General features: G+C 46.3%; 23 protein-coding genes. 13 read left to right on the top strand and 10 right to left on the bottom strand.

From position 1 onward, the window contains the following. Positions 1-5 precede the first annotated feature (5 nt). Together rsmG and mnmG are read right to left on the bottom strand one after the other, a co-directional pair. A complete protein-coding gene (rsmG, locus tag Q7A_RS01075; RefSeq protein ID WP_014705465.1) occupies positions 6-632 on the bottom strand; it encodes a 16S rRNA (guanine(527)-N(7))-methyltransferase RsmG in 627 nt (208 codons plus the stop codon). Next, positions 632-2,515 (bottom strand): tRNA uridine-5-carboxymethylaminomethyl(34) synthesis enzyme MnmG, encoded by a 1,884-nt coding sequence (gene mnmG / locus Q7A_RS01080; RefSeq protein ID WP_014705466.1) that lies wholly within the window; start codon positions 2,513-2,515, stop codon positions 632-634. Before mnmG ends, rsmG begins: the two co-directional genes overlap by 1 nt. A 148-nt stretch (positions 2,516-2,663) precedes the next feature. Between mnmG and Q7A_RS01085 the strand changes: the two genes are divergently transcribed. Continuing rightward, positions 2,664-3,023, top strand: a complete 360-nt coding sequence (locus Q7A_RS01085) for a diacylglycerol kinase (protein ID WP_014705467.1) — start codon at positions 2,664-2,666, stop codon at positions 3,021-3,023. Here Q7A_RS01085 and lgt read toward each other — a convergent pair. Continuing rightward, positions 3,020-3,796, bottom strand: a complete 777-nt coding sequence (gene lgt, locus Q7A_RS01090; protein WP_014705468.1) for a prolipoprotein diacylglyceryl transferase — start codon at positions 3,794-3,796, stop codon at positions 3,020-3,022. The two genes, Q7A_RS01085 and lgt, sit on opposite strands and share 4 nt — an antisense overlap. Before the next feature lie 280 nt (positions 3,797-4,076). Here lgt and Q7A_RS01095 point away from each other — a divergent pair, with 280 nt between their 5' ends. The 3 genes from Q7A_RS01095 to Q7A_RS01105 are packed head-to-tail and all read left to right on the top strand — an operon-like array spanning position 4,077 to position 6,492. Continuing rightward, positions 4,077-4,796: a TorF family putative porin gene (locus Q7A_RS01095; RefSeq protein ID WP_014705469.1), complete on the top strand. Its 720-nt coding sequence runs from the start codon at positions 4,077-4,079 to the stop codon at positions 4,794-4,796. A 55-nt stretch (positions 4,797-4,851) separates the two neighbouring features. Beyond that, positions 4,852-5,190, top strand: a complete 339-nt coding sequence (locus tag Q7A_RS01100) for a P-II family nitrogen regulator (RefSeq protein WP_014705470.1) — start codon at positions 4,852-4,854, stop codon at positions 5,188-5,190. 18 nt (positions 5,191-5,208) lie between these two features. Continuing rightward, positions 5,209-6,492 (top strand): ammonium transporter, encoded by a 1,284-nt coding sequence (locus tag Q7A_RS01105; protein ID WP_014705471.1) that lies wholly within the window; start codon positions 5,209-5,211, stop codon positions 6,490-6,492. A gap of 71 nt (positions 6,493-6,563) precedes the next feature. Here the strand turns inward: Q7A_RS01105 and hemE are convergent, their stop codons facing one another. From hemE to gltB, 3 genes are all read right to left on the bottom strand, one after another. Beyond that, positions 6,564-7,628, bottom strand: coding sequence for a uroporphyrinogen decarboxylase (gene hemE, locus Q7A_RS01110; RefSeq protein WP_014705472.1), 1,065 nt, complete (start codon positions 7,626-7,628; stop codon positions 6,564-6,566). A gap of 133 nt (positions 7,629-7,761) precedes the next feature. After that, positions 7,762-9,168: an FAD-dependent oxidoreductase gene (locus tag Q7A_RS01115; protein WP_089418492.1), complete on the bottom strand. Its 1,407-nt coding sequence runs from the start codon at positions 9,166-9,168 to the stop codon at positions 7,762-7,764. A 23-nt stretch (positions 9,169-9,191) separates the two neighbouring features. Next, positions 9,192-13,682, bottom strand: coding sequence for a glutamate synthase large subunit (gltB, locus tag Q7A_RS01120; protein WP_041354192.1), 4,491 nt, complete (start codon positions 13,680-13,682; stop codon positions 9,192-9,194). Between the two features lie 234 nt (positions 13,683-13,916). Here gltB and purE point away from each other — a divergent pair, with 234 nt between their 5' ends. Genes purE through Q7A_RS01135 form a run of 3 tightly spaced genes read left to right on the top strand, consistent with a single transcriptional unit; the run spans position 13,917 to position 15,831 of the window. Continuing rightward, positions 13,917-14,411 (top strand): 5-(carboxyamino)imidazole ribonucleotide mutase, encoded by a 495-nt coding sequence (gene purE, locus Q7A_RS01125; RefSeq protein ID WP_014705476.1) that lies wholly within the window; start codon positions 13,917-13,919, stop codon positions 14,409-14,411. 14 nt (positions 14,412-14,425) lie between these two features. Next, positions 14,426-15,556, top strand: coding sequence for a 5-(carboxyamino)imidazole ribonucleotide synthase (locus Q7A_RS01130; protein ID WP_014705477.1), 1,131 nt, complete (start codon positions 14,426-14,428; stop codon positions 15,554-15,556). After that, positions 15,556-15,831 carry a SelT/SelW/SelH family protein gene (locus Q7A_RS01135; RefSeq protein WP_041354194.1) on the top strand — a complete coding sequence of 92 codons (276 nt, stop codon included), beginning with the start codon at positions 15,556-15,558 and terminating at the stop codon, positions 15,829-15,831. Before Q7A_RS01130 ends, Q7A_RS01135 begins: the two co-directional genes overlap by 1 nt. Positions 15,832-15,884: 53 nt before the next feature. On the opposite strand, the gene topA is transcribed toward Q7A_RS01135, so the two are convergent. The 4 genes from topA to Q7A_RS01155 form a co-directional block, all read right to left on the bottom strand. Then, the gene (topA, locus tag Q7A_RS01140; RefSeq protein ID WP_014705479.1) at positions 15,885-18,167 is read right to left on the bottom strand and encodes a type I DNA topoisomerase; all 2,283 of its coding nucleotides are present in this window, start codon (positions 18,165-18,167) and stop codon (positions 15,885-15,887) included. Between the two features lie 84 nt (positions 18,168-18,251). Then, positions 18,252-18,719, bottom strand: coding sequence for a DUF494 family protein (locus Q7A_RS01145; protein WP_014705480.1), 468 nt, complete (start codon positions 18,717-18,719; stop codon positions 18,252-18,254). A 23-nt stretch (positions 18,720-18,742) separates the two neighbouring features. After that, a complete protein-coding gene (gene dprA, locus Q7A_RS01150) occupies positions 18,743-19,864 on the bottom strand; it encodes a DNA-processing protein DprA (protein WP_014705481.1) in 1,122 nt (373 codons plus the stop codon). Between the two features lie 10 nt (positions 19,865-19,874). Continuing rightward, entirely contained in the window at positions 19,875-20,906 is a 1,032-nt protein-coding gene (locus tag Q7A_RS01155; protein WP_014705482.1) for a LysM peptidoglycan-binding domain-containing protein, read from the bottom strand. 186 nt (positions 20,907-21,092) lie between these two features. On the opposite strand from Q7A_RS01155, the gene Q7A_RS01160 reads away from it, so the two are divergent. From Q7A_RS01160 to Q7A_RS01185, 6 genes are read left to right on the top strand one after another with little or no spacing between them, the layout of a single operon-like run. Beyond that, complete coding sequence (locus tag Q7A_RS01160; protein WP_014705483.1) at positions 21,093-21,410, top strand: c-type cytochrome; 318 nt, start codon at positions 21,093-21,095, stop codon at positions 21,408-21,410. A gap of 38 nt (positions 21,411-21,448) precedes the next feature. After that, the gene (gene def, locus Q7A_RS01165; protein ID WP_014705484.1) at positions 21,449-21,952 is read left to right on the top strand and encodes a peptide deformylase; all 504 of its coding nucleotides are present in this window, start codon (positions 21,449-21,451) and stop codon (positions 21,950-21,952) included. A gap of 8 nt (positions 21,953-21,960) precedes the next feature. Continuing rightward, positions 21,961-22,893 carry a methionyl-tRNA formyltransferase gene (gene fmt, locus Q7A_RS01170; protein WP_014705485.1) on the top strand — a complete coding sequence of 311 codons (933 nt, stop codon included), beginning with the start codon at positions 21,961-21,963 and terminating at the stop codon, positions 22,891-22,893. Further along, positions 22,886-24,193 (top strand): 16S rRNA (cytosine(967)-C(5))-methyltransferase RsmB, encoded by a 1,308-nt coding sequence (gene rsmB, locus Q7A_RS01175; protein WP_014705486.1) that lies wholly within the window; start codon positions 22,886-22,888, stop codon positions 24,191-24,193. Before fmt ends, rsmB begins: the two co-directional genes overlap by 8 nt. After that, positions 24,171-24,752 carry a DUF4390 domain-containing protein gene (locus Q7A_RS01180; RefSeq protein WP_238595930.1) on the top strand — a complete coding sequence of 194 codons (582 nt, stop codon included), beginning with the start codon at positions 24,171-24,173 and terminating at the stop codon, positions 24,750-24,752. Before rsmB ends, Q7A_RS01180 begins: the two co-directional genes overlap by 23 nt. Continuing rightward, positions 24,737-26,896, top strand: coding sequence for a sensor histidine kinase (locus Q7A_RS01185; protein ID WP_014705488.1), 2,160 nt, complete (start codon positions 24,737-24,739; stop codon positions 26,894-26,896). The genes Q7A_RS01180 and Q7A_RS01185 overlap by 16 nt, the downstream gene beginning before the upstream one ends. The last annotated feature ends 2 nt before the right edge of the window (positions 26,897-26,898 follow it).

Here is a 26,898-nt window from a genome sequence, read left to right on the forward strand (position 1 = left end):
TGACATTAATCCTTAATCAGTCTTACCAGATGCCTTTCAGCCTGATCTCCCGGGACATTCAGAGCAATCACATCTTTCAATGTGAAACCGCCGCCAACACTGGCCAGTTCCTGTTCCGGGTATACGCCTTTCATTAAAACCAGGCTGCCCGCATCATCGCAGTGTCTCGCAGCTAAATCAATAATCTCGGCAATTGTAGCGAAAGCCCGGGCGGTTATTACCTCAAACTTTGGCAGGGTGAGTTGTTCAACTCGGCCATGTATTACCGTCACATTATTCAATTTCAGCTCGGCTTTCACTTGCTGCAAAAAACGTGTTTTTTTGATATTGCTATCAAGCAGAGTCACCGCCATTTGCGGAAAACAGATCGCCACTGGAATCCCTGGAAGACCAGCACCACTTCCAACATCCAGCAAGCTGTTGCACTGCAGATACGGAATAAGGGACAGACTATCAAGGATATGCCGAGTCAACATGCCTTGTGGATCACGCACTGAGGTCAGGTTATAAACCTTATTCCATTTTTGCAGTAACGCAAGATAATCCAGTAGTTGTGTTTTTTGCTGGTCGGAAAGTTGTAATTGCAGTTCAGCACAACCCTTATCGAGCTGTGCCTTTAAATCAACCGTCATTAGCTGGCTTCGCTCCAGCCTGAACGTTTCAGATGAACCAGCAATAACGAAACCGCCGCCGGTGTCACGCCGGAAATCCGCGCAGCCTGCCCTAAACTCTGTGGTTTGGCATTTTGTAATTTTTCACGCACTTCATTAGATAGGCCGTGCACATTGTGATAATCCATATCATTAGGCAATGATGTATTTTCATTGCGCTGCAAACGGTTGACTTCATTTTGCTGGCGATTGATATATCCAGCGTATTTCACCTGGATCATTACCTGCTCAGCCACATCATCAGCAACGGTTTGCTCTTCGTCCAGTAATGTCATCAAGCCTTGATAATCCACACTTGGACGACGTAATAATTCAATTGCCGTACTGCTTTTGGCCAGAGGCTCACCCAGCACAGAGGTCGCACGTTGTTGATCTATTTTTTCGGGTGATACGCGCGTGGAACTCAAGCGGGTATTTTCTTTATCAATAGCTTCCAGCTTTTCACTGAATACGCTCCAACGCTTATCATCGACAATACCTAACTGGCGACCAATGGGTGTCAGTCGGGAATCGGCATTATCCTCACGTAACATCAGACGATATTCTGCACGGCTGGTGAACATGCGATAGGGCTCTTTTGTACCTGAAGTGATCAAGTCATCAATTAATACGCCGATATAGGCTTCATCACGACGTGGATACCAGGGCTCGAGCTCACGAGCCTGCAAGCCAGCATTAAGACCGGCGATTAACCCCTGTGCGGCGGCTTCTTCATAACCCGTTGTACCATTGATCTGTCCAGCAAAGAACAGACCTGCCATATGTTTGGTTTCCAGCCACGGCGTTAAATCCCGTGGATCAAAAAAGTCGTATTCAATCGCATAGCCCGGACGGGTGATATGGGCATTTTCCAACCCTTTCATTGAACGCACAATTTCATATTGCACATCAAATGGCAGGCTGGTGGAAATACCGTTAGGGTAGACTTCGTTGCAGTTCAGACCTTCCGGTTCAAGGAATATCTGGTGTGAATTCCGATCAGCAAAACGCACCACTTTGTCTTCAATTGAAGGACAGTAACGTGGACCAATGCCTTCAATTTCACCACTGTACATCGGTGAGCGATCCAGATTGTTACGGATCACCTGATGGGTTTTTTCATTGGTATGGGTGATATAGCAGGATATCTGTGTTGGATGATGTTCCCGCTTACCCAGAAAAGAGAAGACCGGTGTTGGGTTATCACCCGGTTGTTCGGCTAACTGGGAAAAATCAATACTGCTGGTCGCAATACGCGGTGGTGTGCCGGTTTTTAATCGATCAACCCGGAACGGTAAAGCCCGTAAACGTTCTGCCAACGCAACAGAGGCAGGATCACCAGCGCGACCACCCTGATGGCGTTGCAGACCAATATGGATAACGCCACCAAGAAAGGTGCCGACGGTCAGCACAACTGTCTTAGCACCAAAACGTAAACCGGATTGGGTAACAACACCTGCAACACGATCATTTTCAACGATCAGATCATCAACGGCTTGCTGAAACAAATAAAGATTGGGTTGAGACTCAAGGACTTCACGAATAGCGGTTTTATAACGAATGCGATCAGCCTGAGCACGAGTGGCTCTAACCGCCGGACCTTTGCTGGCATTAAGAATTCTGAACTGGATACCGGCACGATCGGCGGCTTTTGCCATAATGCCGCCCAGCGCATCAATTTCTTTAACCAGATGCCCTTTACCGATACCACCAATGGCCGGGTTGCAGCTCATTTGACCCAGTGTTTCGATATTTTGCGTGAGTAACAGCGTTTTGACGCCTTGACGAGCCGCCGCTAACGCAGCTTCAGTGCCGGCATGGCCACCACCAACCACTATCACATCATATTGATCCTGATACTGCATAACTCACCCACGAAAAATTCTTGTAAAAGACTGTGGATTTTAACATGCCAGTCACAATCTTTGCCTACTATTTCAATCATTTATGGTCAGTTGTGACAAACAGAATTGACCTCGTCTTATTAAACTTTAGCAATTGGAAAGCATGACCATGATTGAAAAAAACACTGGCATCAAACGCTTAATGTTTGCTCTGGTTTATTCATTGCAGGGGTTATATGCCGGAATTCGCTATGAATCCGCATTCCGCCAGGAATTTATTCTGCTGTTATTACTGGGCGTAGTTAGCTTTTTTCTTGATGTCACACCAGCAGAAAGACTATTGATGATCGCATCGCTTGTCGCCGTTTTAATCGTGGAAGCACTTAATTCAGCCATTGAGTGTGTTGTTGATCGCGTCAGCACAGATGTACATAAACTTTCTGGACGAGCCAAGGACTATGGTTCGCTAGCCGTGTTACTAACCTTATTGCTCAGTGTGGCAACCTGGCTGATAATTTTACTTGGTTAAGTTTTTCTTTGGTAAGCCCAAATCATCATGATCAAACCGGCAATAATCATCGGTACACATAACAATTGTCCCATGGTAAACCAATCAAAGGCCAGATAACCATATTGCGGATCAGGAACTCTGAAGAATTCGGCAATAAATCGGAAACACCCATAGCCCAGTAAGAACAGCCCTGAAACCGCTGCCCGTGGGCGGGTTTTTGCCGAGAACCACCAGAGAATAATAAACAGTAACAAGCCTTCCAGCATGGCCTGGTAAAGCTGGGATGGATGACGCGCTAGCGGACCACCTGTTGGAAAAACCATAGCCCAGGGAACATCAGACACTCTTCCCCATAACTCACCATTGATAAAATTACCAATGCGTCCAAAAAATAAACCTAATGGTACTAATGGGGCAACAAAGTCGCTAATTTCAAAAAAGGATTTACCAGATTTACGACCAAAGAACCCGATCGCTATTAAAACGCCCAACAATCCACCATGAAAAGACATGCCTCCCTGCCAAACTTTAAACAGCGTTATTGGATTGCTTATAACATTTGGCAAATCATAGAAAAGCGCATAACCAATCCTGCCTCCAATGATTACCCCAATCGCGCCATAGAACAGTAGATCTTCTACCTGAGATTTTTCCCATCGGTAATCATTCGCTCTAAACCTTGCAAGCGCCCAGGCAGCAACAAAACCAACCAAATACATTAAACCGTACCAATGAACAGCCAACGGTCCTAACTGGATTGCGACCGGATCAATCAGAGGATAAGTCATCATTTTCTCTCATTTTTTAGTATCGGCATCATAGCAAGGTCTGTCTTTATCTTCATCAATAGTTTGTTGCACCAATACTGGGCGCTAACCTATCCAATGCGCACCAAAATAACACTTAAATGATCATAAAAGCTTTTCATAACGCTCCTAACACATTGTTATAAATAGAACTTTAAATCTGGCATATAACCTGCGTTATCTGTAGCAGTCTGAATACATCGTGTTGTAAAAGGTCAACGCATCGGATTCAACAAGACTAAAAAACTCAAACGAGGAGATATAAATGAAAATGAAAATGCTCTCGGCAATGTGTCTTGCTGCTACTACTGTTTTAGCTACCTCTTCAGTCATGGCATGGGAAAGTGAGGATGGTCAACACTCAACCAGTGCCAGCATCGCACTCTCTTCAGACTATGTATGGCGCGGATATTCACAAACTGATGAAGGTGCTGCGATTTCAGGCAGCTTCGACTATGCACACAGTAGTGGTTTGTATGCTGGTACATGGGCTTCAAATGTAGACTTTGATACCCCTGATAATGACGTGGATGCAAGTATGGAATTGGATATCTATGCTGGTTTTTCAAGTGCATTTGGTGATACAGGCATTGCTTATGATGTGGGCGTACTACGTTACCTCTATCCAGGAGAAGAAAGTCTTGACTGGAACGAAGTCTATGGCTCACTTAGCTACAGTTTCTTTAGCCTGGGTGTAGCACACTCTGGCGATGTTTATGGTTCAGGAGAAAAGGGAACGTATTATTCATTGGGCTTTGATTACGATCTCCCATACGACGTTTCCTTTAGTGCAGGCTATGGTTACTACGATTATGACGAGGAAGTATCTGAAGAGAATCATCAAGACTACCGAATTGGCGTTGCTAAAGACTTTGCTGGCTTCACTTTTGATATGACTTATTACGATATGGATGGGGACGGCGAAGATGCCTACGGGGATTTAGCAGAAGATCGCGTTGTTTTCACTATTTCTAAATCACTGTAACACCTGCTGGCTGCGCTGATCTCAGTGCAGCCATTCTTAAAGAAGGAATACGCTTATGAAACATGTTGTAGCTATTATCAAGCCCTTCAAGCTTGATGATGTCCGCGAATCACTCTCTGAAATCGGCGTACAAGGTTTAACGGTTTCTGAAGTAAAAGGTTTTGGACGTCAAAAGGGTCACACGGAGTTATACCGTGGGGCGGAGTACGTTGTGGATTTCCTGCCTAAGTTGAAACTGGAGATAGCTGTTGATGACGGCATCGTAGAACAAGTTATCGAAGCCATTATCAAAGGAGCGAACACTGGCAAAATCGGTGACGGCAAAATCTTCGTTTACCCACTTGAGCAAGTGGTTCGGATTCGCACTGGCGAAACCGGCCCTGATGCTCTGTAAGCTTGAGGAGATATTAACATGGAATTAGGAAATCAAATCTTCCAACTCCAGTACGCCATGGACACCTTTTACTTTTTAGTTTGTGGTGCGCTGGTTATGTGGATGGCGGCTGGCTTCTCGATGCTTGAAGCAGGTCTGGTTCGTGCCAAAAATACGACTGAAATTCTGACTAAAAACGTTATGTTGTTTGCTATTGCCTGCACCTCTTATCTGGTCGTTGGCTATGACATCATGTACGGCGGTGGCTTATTCCTTGCTGGAATTGATGGTGGTGAAACACTGGTTGCTGATGCATTGGCATCATCTGCTGAAGAAGGCTTTGAAGGTGATTCAGTTTACTCTGCTGCATCTGACTTCTTCTTCCAGGTAGTGTTTGTTGCTACGGCAATGTCTATCGTTTCTGGTGCTGTTGCTGAACGTATGAAACTGTGGGCATTCGCTGCATTTGCCGTTGTGATGACTGCCTTTATCTATCCTTTAGAAGGTTCTTGGACTTGGGGTGAGCAACCTGTTTTCGGTCTCTATCAATTAACCGGCGATGAAGGTCTTGGATTCCTTGACTTTGCTGGTTCCGGTATTGTTCACATGGCAGGTGCTGCTGCAGCATTAGCCGGTGTTATCTTACTGGGTGCTCGTAAAGGCAAATATGGTTCTAATGGTGAAGTTCGTCCTATTCCAGGTGCTAACCTGCCATTAGCGACTTTAGGTACCTTCATCCTGTGGATGGGTTGGTTCGGCTTTAACGGCGGTTCTGTATTGAAATTAGGCGATATGGCTAGTGCCAATACAGTTGCAATGGTGTTCCTGAACACCAATGCAGCGGCAGCTGGAGGTGTTATTGCTGCTTTGGTTGTCGCCAAATTACTGTTCGGCAAAGCTGACTTAACCATGATTCTAAACGGTGCTTTGGCTGGTCTGGTAGCGATTACTGCTGGTCCAGACACACCGTCTCCATTAATGGCTACCATTATCGGTGCTGTTGGTGGTGCGATTGTGGTGTTCTCAATCGTCTTTATGGATAAAGTTAAAATCGATGACCCAGTCGGTGCTATCTCTGTGCATGGTGTGGTTGGTCTTTGGGGTCTGCTGGCAGTTCCTATAACCAATCCTGACGCCAGTTTCTTAGCACAAATCATCGGTGCAGCCACCATCTTTGTTTGGGTATTTGTTGCCAGCTTCATTGTCTGGGTAGTACTGAAAACGATTATGGGTCTGCGTGTCACCGAAGAAGAAGAATACGAAGGTGTGGATTTAGTGGAATGTGGTATGGAAGCATACCCTGAGTTCACTAATTCTAACTAAGTTATTCTTTAGCTTTGAAACAGAAAGGGCAGGTTTTCCTGCCCTTTTTTATGCCTGAACTTTACAACGTTTTATTGATGATACTGAATACTCTCAGCATGCACAGCATCAACCAGTACTGCGACATGTTCAGGATTAATCGTCGGATGGATGCCATGCCCCAGATTAAACACATGTCCACTACCGTGACCATAGGCTTTGAGGATTTCTTTTACTTCTGTTTTTATACGCTCGGGCTGAGCATATAACACGCATGGATCCATATTGCCCTGTAAAGCGACTTTATCGCCTACCTGATAACGTGCCAGTGAAAGATCAGTAGTCCAGTCCAAACCTAACGCATCGGCTCCCACTTCAGCCATATGGCTTAACCACTGACCTCCGCCTTTGGTGAACACCGTTACCGGTACACGTCTGCCATCATTTTCTTTGGTTAAACCGCTGATAATTTGCTGCATATAAGCAAGGGAGAATTCTCTGTAATTTGGTCCACTTAATGCTCCGCCCCAGGTATCAAATAACATTAAGGCTTGAGCACCAGCAGCAATTTGTGCATTCAGGTAAGCAGTAACTGACTTGGCAAGCACTGATAATAAATCATGCATAACAGCAGGCGTATCAAACATCATGGCTTTGATTTTGGCGAAATCCTTGCTGGAACTGCCTTCAACCATATAACACGCCAATGTCCAGGGACTGCCACTAAAGCCAATTAACGGCACTTTGCCATCAATTTCTCTGCGGGTCAGGCGGATAGCATCCATCACATAACCCAGACTATCTTCCATATCTGGTACGCTGAGATTGGCCACATCGGCGGCACTACGGACCGTTTTATGAAATTTTGGTCCTTCGCCAGTGATAAAATGCAATCCGAGCCCCATCGCATCGGGAATGGTCAAAATATCGGAAAAGATAATTGATGCGTCCAAATCATAACGACGCAGCGGTTGCAACGTCACTTCACAGGCCAGTTCCGGCGTGGTGCAAAGCGTCATAAAATCACCGGCTTTTTCGCGCACCTGACGATACTCAGGCAAATAACGCCCTGCTTGACGCATAATCCATATGGGTGTTTTATCAACGGGCTGTTTTAATAGAGCACGCAAGTAACGATCATTTTTTAATTCGGACACCGGAGCCCCTTTTGAGTTGATGATGACAACGTCTAACTTCTGAAACAAAATCGCACTGAGAGGTCATTTTCAAGCGAATATGACCAACCCAGTGCGATAAAATTGCCACTATTTTGCCGGTAAAAACTGAAGTTTATACGTCCAGATAATCAAGAATACCTTCAGCGGCCTGACGACCTTCCCAAACAGCGGTAACAACCAAATCCGAACCGCGAACCATATCACCGCCAGCAAAAATTTTCGGATTAGTGGTTTGATAGGCACAAGCACCTTCAGCAGGAGCCACCACACGGCCACCATCATCAATGCTGACATTGAATTTTTCAAACCATGGTGCTGGGCTTGGACGGAAACCAAATGCAATAACAACTGCATCTGCTAAAATGATTTCTTCACTGCCAGCGACCGGCTCAGGACGACGACGTCCACGCTCATCGGGTTCGCCCATTGCCGTAGTAACGACCTTAACACCAGTGACTTTATTGCCATCGCCAACAATTTCAATTGGCTGGCGATTCCACATAAATTCAACGCCTTCTTCACGTGCATTGTTCACTTCGCGACGTGACCCGGGCATATTTTCTTCATCACGGCGATAAGCACAGATAACATTGGTAGCCCCCTGGCGAATCGCGGTACGGTTGCAATCCATAGCAGTATCACCACCACCAAGCACGACTACACGCTTGCCTTCCAGAGAAACATAGTTTTCAGAGGGCAGATCCAGCAGTTTTTTGTTGTTGGCCACCAGATAAGGCAAAGCTTCATATACGCCCGGCAATTCTTCACCAGGGAAACCGCCTTTCATGTATGTGTATGTCCCCATACCCAGGAAAACCGCATCATACTCTCCAAGCAAAACACCAAATTCAATGTCTTTGCCTACTTCAGTATTTAAACGGAATTCAATCCCCATGCCTTCCATAACTTCACGACGGCGTTTAACAACTTCCTTTTCCAGTTTGAATTCTGGAATACCGAATGTCAGCAACCCACCGATTTCAGGATAGCGATCAAACACTACAGGCTTAACGCCATTGCGAACCAATACATCAGCAGCACCTAAGCCTGCAGGACCCGCACCAATCACAGCAACCCGTTTACCGGTATCGACAACGTTGGATAGATCCGGCCGCCAGCCCTGAGTCAACGCGGTATCCGTAATGTATTTTTCCACCGAACCAATGGTTACTGCACCAAATCCGTCATTCAAGGTACAGGCGCCCTCACATAAACGATCCTGAGGACACACCCGGCCACAGATTTCAGGCAATGTATTAGTTTGGTGAGCCAGTTCAGCAGCCTGTTCCAGATTGCCTTCACTAATCAGTTTCAGCCAGTTTGGAATATAGTTGTGTACTGGACACTTCCATTCACAATAAGGATTACCACACTCCAGACAGCGATCAGACTGCTCAGCCGCTTGTGAGGCATCAAATTGTCCATAGATTTCACCAAACTGCTGTTTACGAATATTTGCATCCAGCTTTTTGGGGTCGACACGCCCTACATCTAAAAATTGAAACGTATTTTTTTTCATCGTTATTCGTTTTACCCGTTATATCAGGCCGCTTTGGTGGCAATTTTTAATAAACCATCCAGTGACGCTGCTTTAGGTTTGACCAGCCAAAATTCTTTGATCGCCTGTTCAAAACGATCCAGAATCTGGTGCGCCCAGACACTACCGGTTTCACGCACATGGTCTTCAATAAGGCCTTTAAGATGCAAAGCGGCATCAGCCATTTCGTTACTATCAATCCGCATCAATTCAACCAGCTCTTGGTTATAACGCTTCGCAAAGGTGTTATCTAAATCCAATACATAAGCAAGACCACCGGTCATACCTGCACCGAAGTTGAGTCCGGTTTCACCCAGAACGGTAACAACACCGCCGGTCATATACTCACAACCATGATCACCAACGCCTTCAACAACCGCAACTGCTCCGGAATTACGAACTGCAAAACGTTCACCCGCTTTACCCGCAGCATACAGCTCACCACCTGTAGCACCATATAAACAGGTGTTACCGATAATGCTGGCATTTTGCGTTTCAAAATCACTTTCCGGTGATGGATAGATGGTCAGCTTACCGGCTGCCATGCCTTTACCTACATAGTCATTGGCATCGCCTTCAAGACGCATCTCCAGACCACCCGCATTGAATACACCAAAACTTTGTCCACCAGAACCTTTGAGGTTCAGACGAACAGGTTTATCAATCATGCCGTAATTGCCATGAACCTTGGCGATCTCACCAGACAAACGGGCACCGATTGAACGGTTGATGTTACGAATTTCGTAACTGAATTCACCGCCGGTTTTATTGACAATAGTTTCTTTAATATCCTCCACCATTTGCTCAGCCAACTCACCCTTATCATAGGGTTCATTTTTTGGCTCAAGACAGAATTGCGGTTTGTCGGCAGGAACACCGGCATTCGACAACAATGGTTGCAGATTCAGCCCACGCTGTTTATCCGTCGTCCCCGGAAGGATTTCGAGCAAATCAGTACGGCCGATCAAATCCTGCAAACTACGCACACCCAGTTTTGCCAACCATTCACGTGTTTCACGTGCAACAAACTGGAAGTAGTTCATCACCATCTGTGGCAAGCCAATAAAATGCTGCGTCCGCAGCTTTTCATTTTGTGTTGCAACACCGGTCGCACAGTTATTCAAATGACAAATTCGCAGATATTTACAACCCAGCGCGACCATCGGCCCGGTACCAAAACCAAAGCTTTCTGCACCCAGAATAGCGGCCTTGATAACATCAAGGCCGGTTTTCAAACCACCGTCAGTCTGCAGACGCACTTTGTCACGCAAGTCATTGGCGCGCAGCGTCTGATGAGCTTCGCTTAAACCAAGTTCCCAAGGGCCGCCAGCATATTTGACCGAAGTCAGCGGGCTGGCACCTGTACCACCGTCATAACCAGAGATGGTAATTAAATCGGCATAGGCTTTTGCCACACCCGCAGCGACTGTTCCAACACCAGCTTGTGAGACCAGCTTTACTGATACCAATGCATCAGGATTGACCTGTTTCAGATCAAAGATCAGCTGAGCCAAATCTTCAATAGAATAGATATCATGATGTGGTGGCGGTGAAATCAACGTCACGCCAGGCACCGAATGGCGAAGCGTGGCAATCATCTGATTAACTTTACCACCCGGTAACTGGCCGCCTTCACCCGGTTTTGCACCTTGGGCAATTTTAATCTGCAAAACTTCAGCATTGACCAGGTAGTGTGGTGTTACACCAAAACGGCCTGAGGCAATCTGTTTGATTTTGGAGACACGCTCGTTACCAAAACGATCCGGATCTTCACCACCTTCACCCGAGTTTGAACGACCACCTAAGCGGTTCATCGCAATTGCCAGCGCTTCATGCGCTTCGGGCGATAACGCTCCTAAGGACATACCTGCGCTGTCAAAGCGTTGCAGAATAGCGCCCGTGTCTTCAACTTCTTCGATATCCAACGGCGTTTCGGCCAGTTTGACATCCAGCAAGTCACGCAACACCATCGCAGGACGTTCGTTCACTAAAGCGGCATAGGCTTTATAGTCATCATAATGACCGCCCTGAACCGCTTTCTGTAATGCGCCAATCACATCAGGGTTATAAGCATGATATTCACCACCATGGATGAATTTCAGCAAACCACCTTGATCACGTTTTTTACGTTGATTCCAAGCCAGTTTTGATAGTTGCAGCTGATCTTCATGCAAGGCTTCAAAGTCAGCACCATTAACCCGGCTGGTTGTAGCAGTAAAACACTTGTCGACAACTGCATCATTCAGGCCAACGATTTCAAACAATTGTGCCCCACGATAGCTGGCAATTGTCGAGATGCCCATTTTCGAAGTGATTTTGAATAAACCTTTATTGATGCCTTTACGATAACGACGACATAACTCGGCATGTTCGACATCTCTGATTTCCTTAGTGGCACGCAGATCCTGCAGGCAGGCATAGGCAAGATAAGGATAAATTGCCGTCGCACCATAGCCCAGCAATACTCCGAAGTGATGCGGATCACGCGCTGTCGCGGTTTCAACGATAATATTCGCATCACAACGCAAACCTGCTTTGATCAGGTGCTGATGCACCGCACCGGTTGCCAATAAAGCATGCACCAGTAATGTTTCTTTGGAAATATCACGATCACTTAGCACTAATACGACATTGCCATCACGCACGGCCTTTTCTGCATCAGCACAAATGTTATCAATCGCTTTTTCCAAACCGATTTCAGGCTGATAATTCAGAAAGATACGGTAAGATTTGTATTCAGGATCGTTATCGCCGAGCTTGAGGATCTGATTAAACAGTTTTCCGGTTAATACCGGCGAATCAAGTACCACACGCTGGGCATGGTCTTCACCTTCCTCAAACAGGTTACGCTCTTCACCAATACACGTCTCCAGAGACATGACGATGTTTTCACGTAATGGATCGATAGGTGGATTGGTGACCTGCGCAAACTGTTGACGGAAATAGTCATACAATGAACGGACTTTCTCAGACATCACCGCAAACGGGCTGTCATCGCCCATTGATCCGGTTGCTTCCTGTCCAAGTTCACCTAATACACGAATCACCTGATCACGTTCTTCAAAACTGACACCGAACATTTTTTCATAGATATCCAGCTCATCGCCCTGTATTTCCGGCAAGGTATGCTGGTCATCTTTCTCTGTGTCATGCAGACGCTGCAGATTATTATCCAGCCACTCGCGGTAAGGCTGCGCTTTTTTGAGCATGTTGTTGATATCTTCCGGCATCAACAATTCACCGGTTTTGGTATCTACCGCCAGCATCTGGCCAGGTTTCAGACGACCTTTTTCAACCACATCTTCCGGCTGATAGTTGTAGACACCTACTTCAGAAGCCAACGTAATATGACGATCTTTGGTAATGACATAACGTGCAGGGCGTAAACCATTACGGTCCAACGTACATGCTGCATAACGGCCATCAGTGATTACTACACCAGCGGGACCATCCCATGGCTCCATATGCATGGAATTAAAGTCATAGAAGGCTTTCAAATCACTATCCATTGTGGGATCGTTCTGCCAAGCAGGTGGGATCAGTAAGCGCATTGCACGGAACATACTTACGCCACCAGCTAACAATGCTTCAAGCATATTATCCATGCTGGATGAGTCAGAACCAGTGGTACCAACTAATGGACGGATATCTTCCATATTCTCAATTAACGAGGTGGCAAATTTTGCACCACGCGCCAAGGCCCAGTTCCGGTTGCCTTGGACAGTATTGATCTCACCATTGTGAGCCAGATAACGAAATGGCTGAGCCAGACGCCATTGCGGCCAGGTGTTGGTGGAGAAACGCTGATGGAATACACAAATAGCGGTTTCCATGCGCTCATCACTGAGATCTTTATAAAACACTGGCAAATATGAAGGCATTACCAAGCCTTTATAGGACACCACTTGTGATGACAGGCTTGGAATGTAGAAATCTTTATCTTCAGTAATGGCTTTTTCAGCTTTGCGGCGCGCGATATAGAGATTGCGTTCAAATGCCGCATCATCCATTGACTCGTCAGCATTAACGAATACATGGCGCATCTTCGGTAGCAAACGAAGTGCTTCCTGGCCACAGGCAGTTTCAGCATCGACCGGCACTTCACGCCAACCGACGACTTGCAGCCCCTGCTCTGTCAGTTTTTCAGTAACTGCATCCTGGGCTAACTGTGCTTTATTGTCATCTTGTGACAGAAAAACCATACCGACCGCATAGCGTTGCGCGAGCGTAAAGCCAAGCTCTTCGGCAATAGCCTTAAAAAAGCTGTCAGGTTTTTTCAGCAATAAACCACAACCGTCGCCGGTTTTGCCATCTGCACCGATTGCACCACGATGAGTCAGGTTACCCAAGGCTTCAATGGCTGTCTTAACAAGCCAATGACTGGGTATACCATCCATCTGGGCAATCAATCCGAATCCGCAATTATCGCGCTCAAATTCTGGTCTATAGAGACTTTGTGTTAGTTCTGTTGGCTGACTCACGTCATATACCTTCATCGTTTGTTAGCGCCGTCGCAGCTCCATTCCGGAGGTTAATCCGGCACAGCTATATCAAAACTGAGGAGCGTCGCACAAAAACACGGCAGAAAAGGATCACCTAGTATAACGATTGATTCACTGCCATTCAATTCCAGCTGCATTTTTTGGACAACAATCATCAGCAGTAAATTTTCCTATTTTCAATAAAATAGCTAAAATGCACTGCTTTTCTGACAAATAACCGGACTAACAATGGACAAACCACTGGTAGGTGTAGTGATGGGCAGCAATAGTGATTGGCCAGTCATGCAAAAAGCCGTTGAACAACTTGACGCTTTTGGCGTTGCCTACGAAACTCAGGTTGTATCTGCTCACCGAACCCCCGATCTGCTGACCGAATATGCCAAAACGGCTAAAAGCAAAGGTTTAAGTTGTATTATTGCGGGAGCTGGCGGGGCCGCCCATTTGCCAGGCATGCTCGCTGCAAACACATTAGTCCCGGTACTCGGTGTTCCGGTTCCTTCGCGTTACCTCAAAGGCCAGGACTCTCTTTTATCCATAGTCCAGATGCCTAAAGGTATTCCGGTTGCTACATTTGCCATTGGTGAAGCTGGCGCGGCAAATGCTGCTTTGTTTGCTATTGCCCAGCTGGCAATTCATGACACACAACTGGCTGCAAAACTGGAACAGTTCCGCAAAAACCAGCATCAGGCCGTGCTGGATATGAAACTTCCCCCATTAGCTTAGAACTGAGGATGTAGATGATTTTACCAGGTGCCACATTAGGAATGCTTGGCGGCGGTCAATTGGGCCGCATGTTTACCACCGCGGCCCAGACGATGGGCTACAAAGTTATTGTGCTAGATCCAGACAAAAATAGTCCTGCCGGAATTATCGCTGATCAGCATATTTGCGCCGCTTACACTGATGAAGCAGCCTTGACCGAGCTGGCTCAGCATTGTGCAGCAATCACTACCGAGTTTGAGAATATTCCCGCCAGCACCCTGGCATTTCTCGAAAAACGTACCGTTGTGCATCCCTCCTCTTCTGCTCTAGCCAGCACACAAAATCGCAATACAGAGAAAATTTTTATTCGTGCGCAAGGCATTGCCACCGTGCCGTTTGTCCGCATAACCAGTCGAGATGATTTTGCTGATATCAGCACTCAAATTAAATTCCCGGCCATTCTTAAAGTCGCCACCTTTGGCTATGACGGAAAAGGTCAGATTGTTTGTGAAGATGTGCAGGCTGCTTATGAAGCATTTGATGCTTTAGGCCAAAAAGAATGTGTGTTGGAACAGCGAATCGATTTGGAGCGCGAGATTTCGGTCGTTCTGGCGCGTGGCGAAGATGGTCAGATCACCGCTTTCCCGGTCGCTGAAAATGTCCACATCAACGGAATTTTACATTCCACCACGGTTCCTAGCGCTGCCGCTGAAACACAGCAACAAGCGGCTATTGAAATGGCCGGTAAAATTGCTGATGGACTTGATTACGTTGGTACTATGGCGGTTGAGTTTTTTGTTTCCAAGCAAGGCGAAATCATTGCCAATGAGATTGCCCCTCGTCCACATAATTCGGGACATTACACACTGGATGCCTGCAAAACCTCACAATTTGAACAACAGGTACGTATGTTATGCGGTTTGCCCGCTGGAAGTTCCCAATTAATATCCCCCGTGGTGATGATTAATATTCTGGGTGATGTATGGGGAAACAGCCAACCTGACTGGGATAAGCTACTCAATCAACCAGATATTAAACTGCATTTGTATGGTAAGAGAGAAGCCCGTGCAGGACGCAAGATGGGCCACTTTAATGTTCTGGCAGACACTACGGATTTGGCAATGCAATCCGCCAATACGGTGTTTGAGGACATCAAGGCAGATTAATGCATAGCGTTATCATTGTTTACTGTACCCAATGTCGATGGATGCTCCGTGCGGCCTGGATGGCGCAGGAGTTGCTCAGCACCTTTGATGGAGAGATTGCAGAATTAACCCTCAAACCGGGTACCGGCGGTATTTTTGAAGTTACAGCAGACAATCAGTTGGTCTGGTCCAGAAAACAGGAAGGCCGTTTCCCGGAAATTACTGAGTTAAAGCAGCGGGTGCGCGACGTAATTGCTCCAGAACAGGATTTAGGTCATTCGGAGCGCAAAAAGTAAAATTCCACTTCGGTGAATTAAAAAAGGGACGTTTTCACGTCCCTTTTTTATTTTTAAGCGCTTTCCACTTTCTCACTAAAGCCACAATCCTTCTGCGGACAGACTTTTTCGGTGCCTTTGCTCTTGGTTGTTTTAATGGTCAATATCGGCCACTGACAATTTGGACAGGCTTCTTTGATCGGTTCGTTCCATAACGCATAGTCACAGGTCGGATATTCCGAGCAGGAATAAAATACTTTGCCTCGGCGTGACTTGCGCGTCAGAATTTCACCCTTATTACATTTGGGGCATTCAACGCCGGTATTTTCGGGCTGTTCCAGTGATTCAATGTGTTTACATTTCGGGTAACTGCTACAACCGATAAATTTGCCGTATTTACCCGTGCGTACCCACAAATCAGATTCACATTTCGGGCATTTACGCCCTTCAACCACTTCCGGTTCGCTGGCTGTGGTTTCTTCACCATCAATATTGCGGGTGTAATCGCATTCCGGATAACCGGTACAACCGATAAATCGGCCACTGCGTCCTAACCTGCTGGAGAGTTTTTTACCACATTTAGGACAATCTTCATCCAGCAGTTCCTGCGTCACATCGCTACGCTGGACTTCTTTATCCTTGGTTTCAACCTGCTCTTTAAATGGTCCCCAGAAATTACGTAACAATGGGATCCACTCGGCTTCACCACGCGATACCGCATCCAGATCATCTTCCAGTTTGGCTGTAAAGTCATAATCCACATAGCGGGTAAAATGCTGAACCAGAAACTTGCCGACAACACGTCCCACATCGGTGGGGTGAAAACGTTTAGTAATCAGCTCAACATATTCACGCTGTAACAATGTAGAGATGATGCTGGCATAGGTCGATGGTCGACCAATATCATGTTCTTCCAGACTTCTGACCAGACTGGCCTCACTGTATCTTGGTGGTGGCTCGGTAAAGTGCTGTTCAGGGCGAATGGCGACCAGATCAACGACCTTCCCGACTTCCATCGGTGGCAGGATATTTTCATCTTTGTCGCCTTTGGTATCGTCCTTACCTTCCAGATAAACACTCATGAACCCCGGGTTTACCACGGTAGAACCATTGGCGCGGAAAGTATTGCCCTTACCACAGCCCAAATCCACAGCAACCGTATTCAAAGTCGCGTGAATCATCTGGCTGGCTAAGGTACGCTGCCATATCAGGTTATAAAGTTTGTGCTGATCGACGGATAAATAAGCCTTCATCTCATCGGGGGTGCGCAGAACTGAAGTTGGTCTGATTGCCTCATGCGCTTCCTGGGCATTTTTGGATTTAGTTTTGTATTCCTGCGGTTTGCCTGGTACCGATTTCGCACCATATCGTTGACCGATAAATATGCGGATTTCTTCAATCGCTTCTGCCGCCAGCGTCACCGAGTCAGTACGCATATAGGTGATTAAACCTTCTGCACCCTCACCTGTATCGACACCTTCGTATAACTGTTGTGCCACACTCATCGTGCGCTGAGCACCAAACCCCAGCTTACGGGAGGCTTCCTGTTGCAAGGTAGAGGTAGTAAAAGGTGCTGCAGGATTACGCTTGCGTTGTTTTTTCTCAACGTGGGTAACTAGCAGTTTGCCTTCAGCCGCTTTTGTTAATGTCGTAACAACATCATCGGCCTGCTCGGTATGGTCAATGCTGAATTGACTGAGCTTTTCGTTTTTATAATGGGTTAATTTTGCCTGGAACGGAGTTTTCTCAGCAGTTGCATCTGCTTCAATAGTCCAGTATTCCTGAGCTTTGAAAGCTTCAATTTCCAGCTCACGCTCAACAATCATCCGTAAAGCAGGACTTTGTACCCGGCCAGCAGATAAGCCACGACGCACTTTTTTCCATAATAATGGGGAAAGGGTGAAGCCGACCAGATAGTCCAGCGCACGACGTGCCTGCTGAGCGTTAACCAGATCCATCGACAGTTCGCGGGGATTGGCTACAGCATCATTAACTGCCTGCTTGGTGATCTCATGGAAAACGACACGGAAGGTTTCTTTATCTTTTAACACTCCCTTCTTTTTCAATAACTCATATAGATGCCAGGAGATTGCCTCCCCTTCACGATCCGGATCCGTTGCCAGATAGAGCGTGTCAGCTTTTTTCATGGCTTTGGCAATCGCCTCGACATGTTTGCTGTTGCGATCAATCACCTGATATTTCATCGCAAAATCATTTGACGGATCGACGGCTCCTTCTTTGGGCAGTAAATCTCTCACATGACCATAAGATGCCAAGACTTCTACATCTTTGCCCAGATACTTTTTGATGGTCTTGGCCTTGGCCGGTGACTCAACAATAACGAGTTTTTTTCCCATATAATCCCGTACCAAAAATAGACGCTCTAAATAATACTGCCCGTGTAAAACGGGCAGTATTAAGGAGAATAAGAGCGGTCAGATTTAGTGAATAACCGCCTCCAAATCTTCAAACACCAGATCTTCCATCCAGGCATAAGCAACTTCTCGGCCCGGTTGATAAAACAGCACCATGAGTACGACCCACTTGAGCTGCTCCAAATCAATTTCTTCGCTGTCTAATGCCAATACGCGTTCAATAACAACTTCGCGTGTTTCGACATCCAAAACGCCTACCTGTTCCAAAAACAGTAAATAGCCACGACAATGAATATCGAGACGCTCTATTTCACTCTCACTGAAAACACGAATATGTGTATTGGGATTGTCTGTCTGCGGAGACACTACCGTCATATTGTCAAGCCAATCAAGTGCTTTGTGTATTTCCATTTCCTGAAAGCCTACCTGTTCTAATTCAAGCTCCAGGACATCTTTATCAGGCTGACTGCTATTTTCTGTATCGATATAGTTTTCGAACAGATAGAGCAACACATCAATTACATTTTCTTTCATCGGCTTCTCTGTTGTGGGCGTGATCAGGTTCCGTTTCGAACGTAACGTCCTCCAGGTAGTGAAGCAACCTGACCTTGCAGCTCCAGTAATAACAGCATGGATGAAACGGCATCAGCCGTCAATCCGCTTTTGTCAATAAGTATATCGATATGGATCGGGTCATATCCCAAAAACGCAAACAATAATTGGTAATCATTGTCATATTCTGCTTGCACCGATGTTTGCTCTAATGAGGTCGGTTTCTCCACAGCTTGCGGAACAACACCGGCAATGGCCCCTAGTTCTTCAATAATGTCATTTGCCGTTTCTACCAGCTTGGCTCCCTCACGAATCAACTGGTGACAGCCCCGGGATAATGGATTGTGAATCGAGCCTGGAATAGCAAACACTTCACGGCCCTGTTCCATAGCCATTCTGGCCGTAATTAATGATCCACTTTTCACTGCAGCTTCCACGACCAAAGTGCCAAGGCTCAAACCACTTATAATGCGGTTACGGCGGGGAAAATTTTCCGCTTTGGGTGATGTCCCTAATGGAAACTCCGACACAATTGCACCACCTTCGGCGATATAATGCGCCAGTTCCCGGTGTGAGGCCGGATACACACGATCCAAACCGGTACCTATCACGGCAATTGTTTTGCCTGATGCTGCCAGAGCACCTTTATGAGCAGCCGCATCAATACCGGTCGCTAAACCACTGGTAATGACAATATCGCCCTGAGCCAGGTATCTGGCGAATTCAAATGCTGTGTCTCGACCAGAAGCAGTTGGGTTGCGACTGCCTACTATCGCCAACTGCCATTTGCTAAGCAATTTGATATCGCCCTGAATAAACAGTAACGCTGGAGGATCGGGTATTTGTTGGAGCAGCTCGGGATAAAGTTGATGCTGTTGATCGATGACATGCCGATTATCCTCTGATAACCATTCCAAATCCCGCTCAACCTGTTCCCAATCCGGCGTTTGTAGTAACGACACAATTTTAGGATCAATGCCTTTTAACAACCGGGGCTCACCAAAGATATCAGCTGGCTGATTAACTTGCTGTATGAGTTTGTTGAAGGTAGCTGGCCCAATACCGGGAATACGTTGTAAAGCCAGCAGACATGCCAGAGACAGTTGCGAAACAGAAAATCTATGCAAACGGTTTCCTTTATTCTGCAGAACGGACCTTGTCAAAAAGATGCATGGAGGTTGTCGCTTTCATTACTATCGCGTAACTAACCTTTTCATACAGTTTAAACACCATCGCTTCTCCGGCATGTTCATCCGGTAACGTTACTGTTGCTTTGCGATCTTCGCTAACGGCATCCCGTACGGTTTTTCCGGTTTTGTACACAGACAAAACATGACCACTTTCCAATCCATCCCGGGTTCCAAGGTTTAATACAATTATTTGATACTGACCTACTTGCGAAACCCCATCAAATACCGAAATAATCGTACCGTTCATTGGTTGAGAAGGTGCTCGAGGAAAGAAGTTAAGTTCAAAATCTTCGTCTTCAACTACCAGTAATCTATCACCCACCATAACTTCCCGGTTGGTGTAAGTTAAGCCCAAGGTGGAAACTTCCCCTGGCTCTTTCACCACGGCATCCCCGGTATATATAGCCTCAACGCCAAGTTCTTCACCGGTATTGGGATCTAAATACACTTTACCACCACGGAAAACATTGAAATCCGTTTTTTCTGGCTCAGTAACACCACGGGCATAGACGATGTCACCGGCTCCTGACAATAGTCTTTCATCCGAAGTAGCAACAACATAAGGGGCTGCATCAAGAGCTTCAGCACCCACCACACGTGGTTTGGTTAAGAACGGTCGGATGATGGATAACGGGATGGTATGGATGGCTTCATCCAGTCGAATCTCACGCATTTCGGGTGAAAGCTTGAACGTCTGTTGACCACGGTTTAATTCAAGAACTGGCCGACCATCACGGTAAACCAGCGTTAATTCATCTCCCGGATAGATAAGGTGAGGATTTTCCACCTGTGGATTTACCTGCCAGATTTCTGGCCAGTGCCAGGGAAATTGCAAAAATTTTGCTGATATTTCCCAGAGCGTATCTCCTTTAACCACCACATAACGATCCGGATGATCAGGCTTAAGAGCGACCTCGTTTGCAAACAACATATTACTTATCAACAGGGCAAACACCCCTAAACAAACGTGACGTATCATCATAAAATCCTCATGGACGCTACAGGGCAGCCATTATCCCTGGATAAACAGCAACGGCTCATAGTGTCTAATAAGCGTTTACACTAATCAAGTAATCCAGCAACAAACTTGGTTTATAATGTGTCAATATCTCGACTGGTTAAATTTTTTATGTCTGACACGGCAACTCATATAACGGAGAACACCATGAAATTAACAACTTCCTTTATCGTTGGTATCGCTACGCTTAGTATTAGCTCAATGACTTTTGCTGCGGGTGATGTGGCTGCAGGGAAAGCAAAATCGGCCGTCTGTGCAACTTGCCATGGCGCTGAAGGTATCGCAATTATGCCGGCCTACCCTAACCTTGCTGGGCAAAATGCTGAATACCTGCAGGCAGCACTTAAAAGCTATCGTGATAAACAACGTCAAGGTGGTATGGCGGCGGTTATGCAAATGCAAGCTACTAATTTATCTGACGAAGATATTGCTAACCTTGCTGCTTACTACTCCAGTCTGAAATAAATAAACTGCTGATTAAATGATTTATAGCAGGTACTGAAATGGCTCGACTGAATATATTGCACTTCCCCGATCCCAGGTTACGTTTAAAAGCTAAGCCCATCGAGAAGGTAACCGATGAAATCCGTCAGCTCGCTCATAATATGCTTGAAACCATGTACGACGCGCCGGGCATTGGCCTGGCGGCAACACAAGTCAATGAACAAAAAAGATTGATTGTTATTGATGTTTCAGAAGACAAATCCAGTCCTCTGTTTTTGATTAACCCGGAATTAATTGAAACCGAAGGCGAGCGTGAATTTGAAGAGGGCTGTCTTTCGGTACCGGAAGCTTATGAAACCGTCACCCGCGCCGACACAATCCGTGTTCGTGCGTTGGATCTGCAAGGCGAAACGTTTGAAATGGATGCCGACGGTATTCTGGCAACCTGTATTCAGCATGAAATCGATCATCTTGAAGGAAAACTGTTTGTTGACTATCTAAGCAACCTCAAGCGTCAACGTATCAAAAAACGGCTGGAGAAACACCAGAAACAGAAACTATAAGGACATCCATGCGTATCATTTTTGCCGGCACACCGGACTTTGCAGCAACCACGCTGGCGGCTTTACTGACAACGGAACATGAAATCTGCGCCGTCTATTCACAACCGGATCGTCCGGCTGGCAGAGGTCGGAAACTGACTGCCAGCCCGGTTAAGCAACTTGCTTTACAACATCATATCCCGGTTGAACAACCACTCAATTTCAAAGCTGAAGCCGATCGAGCTACGCTTGCCAGTTTTCAGGCAGACTTAATGATTGTAGTAGCCTATGGGTTACTGTTACCACAAAGTGTTCTGGACACTCCCCGACTTGGCTGCATTAATGTTCATGCTTCCCTGTTGCCTCGATGGCGTGGTGCCGCGCCAATTCAACGTGCCATCCTGGCTGGGGATAAACAAACCGGTGTTTGTATTATGCAAATGGAAGCCGGTCTGGATACCGGACCGGTTATCAAACGTGCAGAAATAGCCATAGAAGCAAATGATACTGGCGAACAACTGCATGACAAACTGGCATTGCTGGGGGCCAACACCCTGCTGGAAACATTGAATAACTTTGAGGTATTACAATCCCAGTCGATGCCACAGGATGATGCAGAAAGCTGTTATGCGGCAAAAATACTCAAAAAAGAAGCCAATATAGATTGGTCACAATCAGCACAGCAAATTGATAGGCAGATCCGCGCGTTTAATTCCTGGCCGATTGCCCAGACCCTCTGGCAGGACAAAATGCTGCGGATCTGGCAGGCAGAAGTTATTGACTCACAAAATCATGCTGTGAAACCAGGCACGATTATCCAGGCAGACCGTCAGGGAATTGATATTGCTACCGGGGATGGTGTCATTCGCTTATTATCGCTCCAGGCACCGGGGAAAAAAGCCGTTCCAACCAATGACTTTCTGAATGCGCACTCCTTGAAGGCAGGCGACTATTTTGGCTAAAAGTAATTTATTATGCCCACGCAGTGCCGCCGCTTTAGTCATACAGCGGGTAATTCAGGGCCAATCATTAAACACCGCTTTTGTAGATATCAGTCAACGACTGGATGAAACTCAACGCCCCCTGTTCCACCAATTAACCTATGGTGTAATCCGTTGGTTTTTTGCCCTTGAAAGCATCAGCCAGCAATTACTTTCAAAATCATTAAAAACGAAAGATGCTGATATTCAGGCGTTGCTGCTGGTGGGTATATATCAACTTCGCTCCTTACGTATACCGGATCATGCCGCCCTGTCAGAAACGGTTAACGCCAGTAACCGCTTGAACAAACAATGGGCAAGCGGCTTAATCAATGCCTGTCTGCGGAATTATCAACGCCAGCAGGAAACCTTAGAAAAAAACCTGACTGAACAAACAGTGACGGAATATGCTCACCCAGCCTGGCTGATTGAAAAATATCAGGCTGACTGGCCAGCGTTGTGGCAAAACATTTTGACAGCCAACAATCAGCAACCACCGATGATGCTGCGGGTTAACAGCCGAGAATATTCTCAGTCGGAATATCTGGAATTATTAGAGAAAGCCGCCATTTCTGCCACCGCAATTGAAAACTGTCCTCAAGGGATCTTGCTGGAACAAGCCTGTGATGTATTTGCTTTGCCAGGTTTTGTAGAAGGTGCGATTTCTGTGCAGGATGGCGCCGCACAACAAGTGGTTGATTTGCTTGATTTACAGCCCAATCAGCGCATTCTCGATGCCTGTTCAGCACCAGGAGGCAAAACCTGTCATATTCTGGAGAGAGTTCCAACCAATGAATTAATTGCTTTGGATATCAGTCAGGAGCGACTCAAACAGGTTGAGGAAAATCTATCCCGTCTGAATTTATCGGCAAATTGTCTCGCAGCAGATGCCAGCAATCCACAAAACTGGTGGAATGGTGAACAATTTGACCGTATATTGATTGATGCTCCGTGTACTGGCAGTGGGGTTATCAGACGACACCCGGATATAAAACTGCTCCGAAAACCTCATGATATTGATCAGCTGGCCCAACAACAACAAGCGTTGCTGGATAACTTGTGGCCATTACTGAAACCTGATGGCTTGATGGTTTACACTACCTGCTCTGCATTTAAGCAGGAAAATGAATTACAAATAGAAGCATTTTTGCAACGCCAGCCTGAAGCGAAGGAACACGTTCCAGTTCGGGCTCCAGCACGAAGAGTAAGCTTCGGCTACCAATTGCTACCGGGAGATAACGATCTGGATGGTTTCTATTATGCCTGCCTACGTCACCGTTAAACGTCTTCTGGCGTTGGTTTTTGGTGTATTTTTGTCTGTGCAAACCGCGCAGGCTGGAGCGTTTTTTATCAATGATGCTCACACCTCCCCAGCAGGCAATGGTTATTTGCTTAATGCAAATATTCAATATCCACTCAATGCTCGGGTTAAAGAAGCTCTTTACAATGGCGTACCCATCTCTTTTGTTCAGGAAATCCAACTGATAAGAAGCTATCCCGTTTTGGGTGAATGGTGGCAATGGCAAAGCAATATCTGGTCCACTGAAATACGCTATGTATTGCGCTATCACGATCTGTCCCAACAATATTTGTTGCATTCGATGGATACGCAAACACATCGTAATTTTACCACTCTGGAGAGTGCGTTAAGTGGAATGGGTGTAATAAAGGATTTTAGCCTTCCACCACAACATACGCTTGATACACACAACCTAGTTCTCCGATTACGCACTCAGATTGATTTAAACGCCCTGCCTTCGCCAATGCGACCCGGAGCGTTTCTTTCAAATAAATGGGACTTAGCCAGTGATTGGTTTGAGGTGGCATGGCCTTCCAATTAATCCGGGGGCTCAGCTCGGGAACCGCACCGTATTTTTCACTGGCTTTATTACTATTAATACTAGCCTACATGCTGAGTGCTGCCACTCAGGACACCTCTCGCCTTAATGACTTATTTTTGTATATTTTTGGGCTGGGATTAATCTGTTTATTGTTGCTGGCCGGAATTCTCGGCCGTGGTTTGTATCGGCTTTATCGCGACTTTAAACGCAAAGCCCCCGGCTCGCGACTCACACTGAAACTAGTCAGTTTGTTTGTATTACTGATCGTTGGCTCTACCAGTATTGTTTATGGGTTCTCCGTGCATTTTCTGCAACGCGGCATAAATAGCTGGTTTGATGTGAAAGTTGAACAGGCGTTGGAGGACTCCCTGGAACTGAGCCGAAATGCCTTTGGTATTCGTATGCGCACCTTACTGCGCCAGACGCGAATGATGGCTGGTGTACTATCAGAACTACCGGATACTCGTCTCACTAATAGTCTGCGTGAGCTGGTGCAATTAAGTGGTGCACTGGAAATCAGTATATGGAATATGCAAGGACGACTGGTGGTGTCCAGTATTGAAAACCCGGCGATTATTCTTCCCAACGCGCCCGATGAATCTATCGTGCGTCGTTTACAACAGGGAGAAGATTACATTGGCCTGGATCCAGCAGCAAATGATGAGCTGCAATTACGTGCTGCAGTCATGTTGCCACGTAAATCTATCCTTGCTGAAGAGCGTTTTTTACATGTGGCTTTTCCCGTCAATGAACATCTGAGCTCGCTGGGCAAGAATGTTCAGGATGCCTACACCGATTACAAAGAACTGAGTTATTTACGTAAACCATTGGTCACCATCTTTACCTTAACATTGAGCCTGATAGTTTTTCTGACCATGCTGGCATCAATCTGGTTTGCAGTGTGGATCTCCCGACGAATGGTTCAGCCTTTGCAGGAATTGGCTGCAGGCACTCAGGCAGTTGCTTCCGGCAATTATAATATGCAGCTCACTGCTTCAGGTCATGATGAAATCGGCTTTCTGGTGCGGTCGTTCAATCAGATGACACAGCGTCTGACACAAGCCCGGAACGCTTCGGATCGGAGCCATCGGTTACTGGAGCAACAGACCAGTTACCTGACCACGGTACTTGGCAGTCTATCAAGTGGCGTAATTACTATTGATAAGGATCTGTACTTACGAACAGCCAATGTGGCCAGCAGTCAAATTCTCGGTGTTAACTTACAACAACGACTGGAAAGCTCTTTGGATAGCTTGGCGAAACTGAATGACAACCTGCATAGCTTTGCCTTGCTGATTCAGAACTACACCTTTAAAGCCGTCGCCTGGCAACAACAAATTGAACTGCAACAAACCAAAGGGCGACAAACCTTGATGTGTCATGGTACACCTTTACCCGCAGATACTGGCTGGGTGATCGTATTTGATGACATCACAGCCTTATTACAGGCCCAACGCAATGCAGCATGGGGTGAGGTCGCCAGGCGTCTGGCCCATGAGATTAAAAATCCGTTAACCCCCATTCAATTATCAGCAGAGCGTTTACAACACAAATACGCCTCATTAGTACCTCCGGATCAAACCGAGACGTTGCAAAAGCTCACCGACACGATTGTGCAACAGGTTGAAGCCATGAAAGACATGGTTAACGAATTTTCTGACTATGCTCGTAGCCCAGGATTACAATTGGAAAAAGTTTCGATTGGCGAATTGCTACGAGAGGTATTAACCCTTTATCAAAGCCATTCCAACCATCAATTTACATTACTGAACAGTCCAACTGACATCCGTATCAGGCTGGATAAAAACCGGATGCGTCAGGTCTTTCATAATCTGTTAAAAAATGCCATTGAGGCTAGTGAAGAAGCCGAAAAAGCTGTCGATATTGTGATCAGCTATCACATGATTGTTCAGCAACATATGCCGTGGCTGGAAATCATTATTAATGATCAGGGACCAGGATTTCCCCAAAATATGGTGGACAAGTTGTTTGAGCCTTATGCGACGACCAAAATCAAAGGTACTGGATTGGGGCTGGCGATTGTCAAAAAAATCATCGAAGAACATGGCGGGGATGTTTGGGCGGAAAACCTTAATCCCGAAGGAGCAGGTATAATAATTCGGCTACCACTGGAGGAAGATTAGGC

Origin of the sequence: Methylophaga nitratireducenticrescens, from assembly GCF_000260985.4 — a bacterium.
GTDB classification, from domain to species: Bacteria; Pseudomonadota; Gammaproteobacteria; order Nitrosococcales; family Methylophagaceae; genus Methylophaga; species Methylophaga nitratireducenticrescens.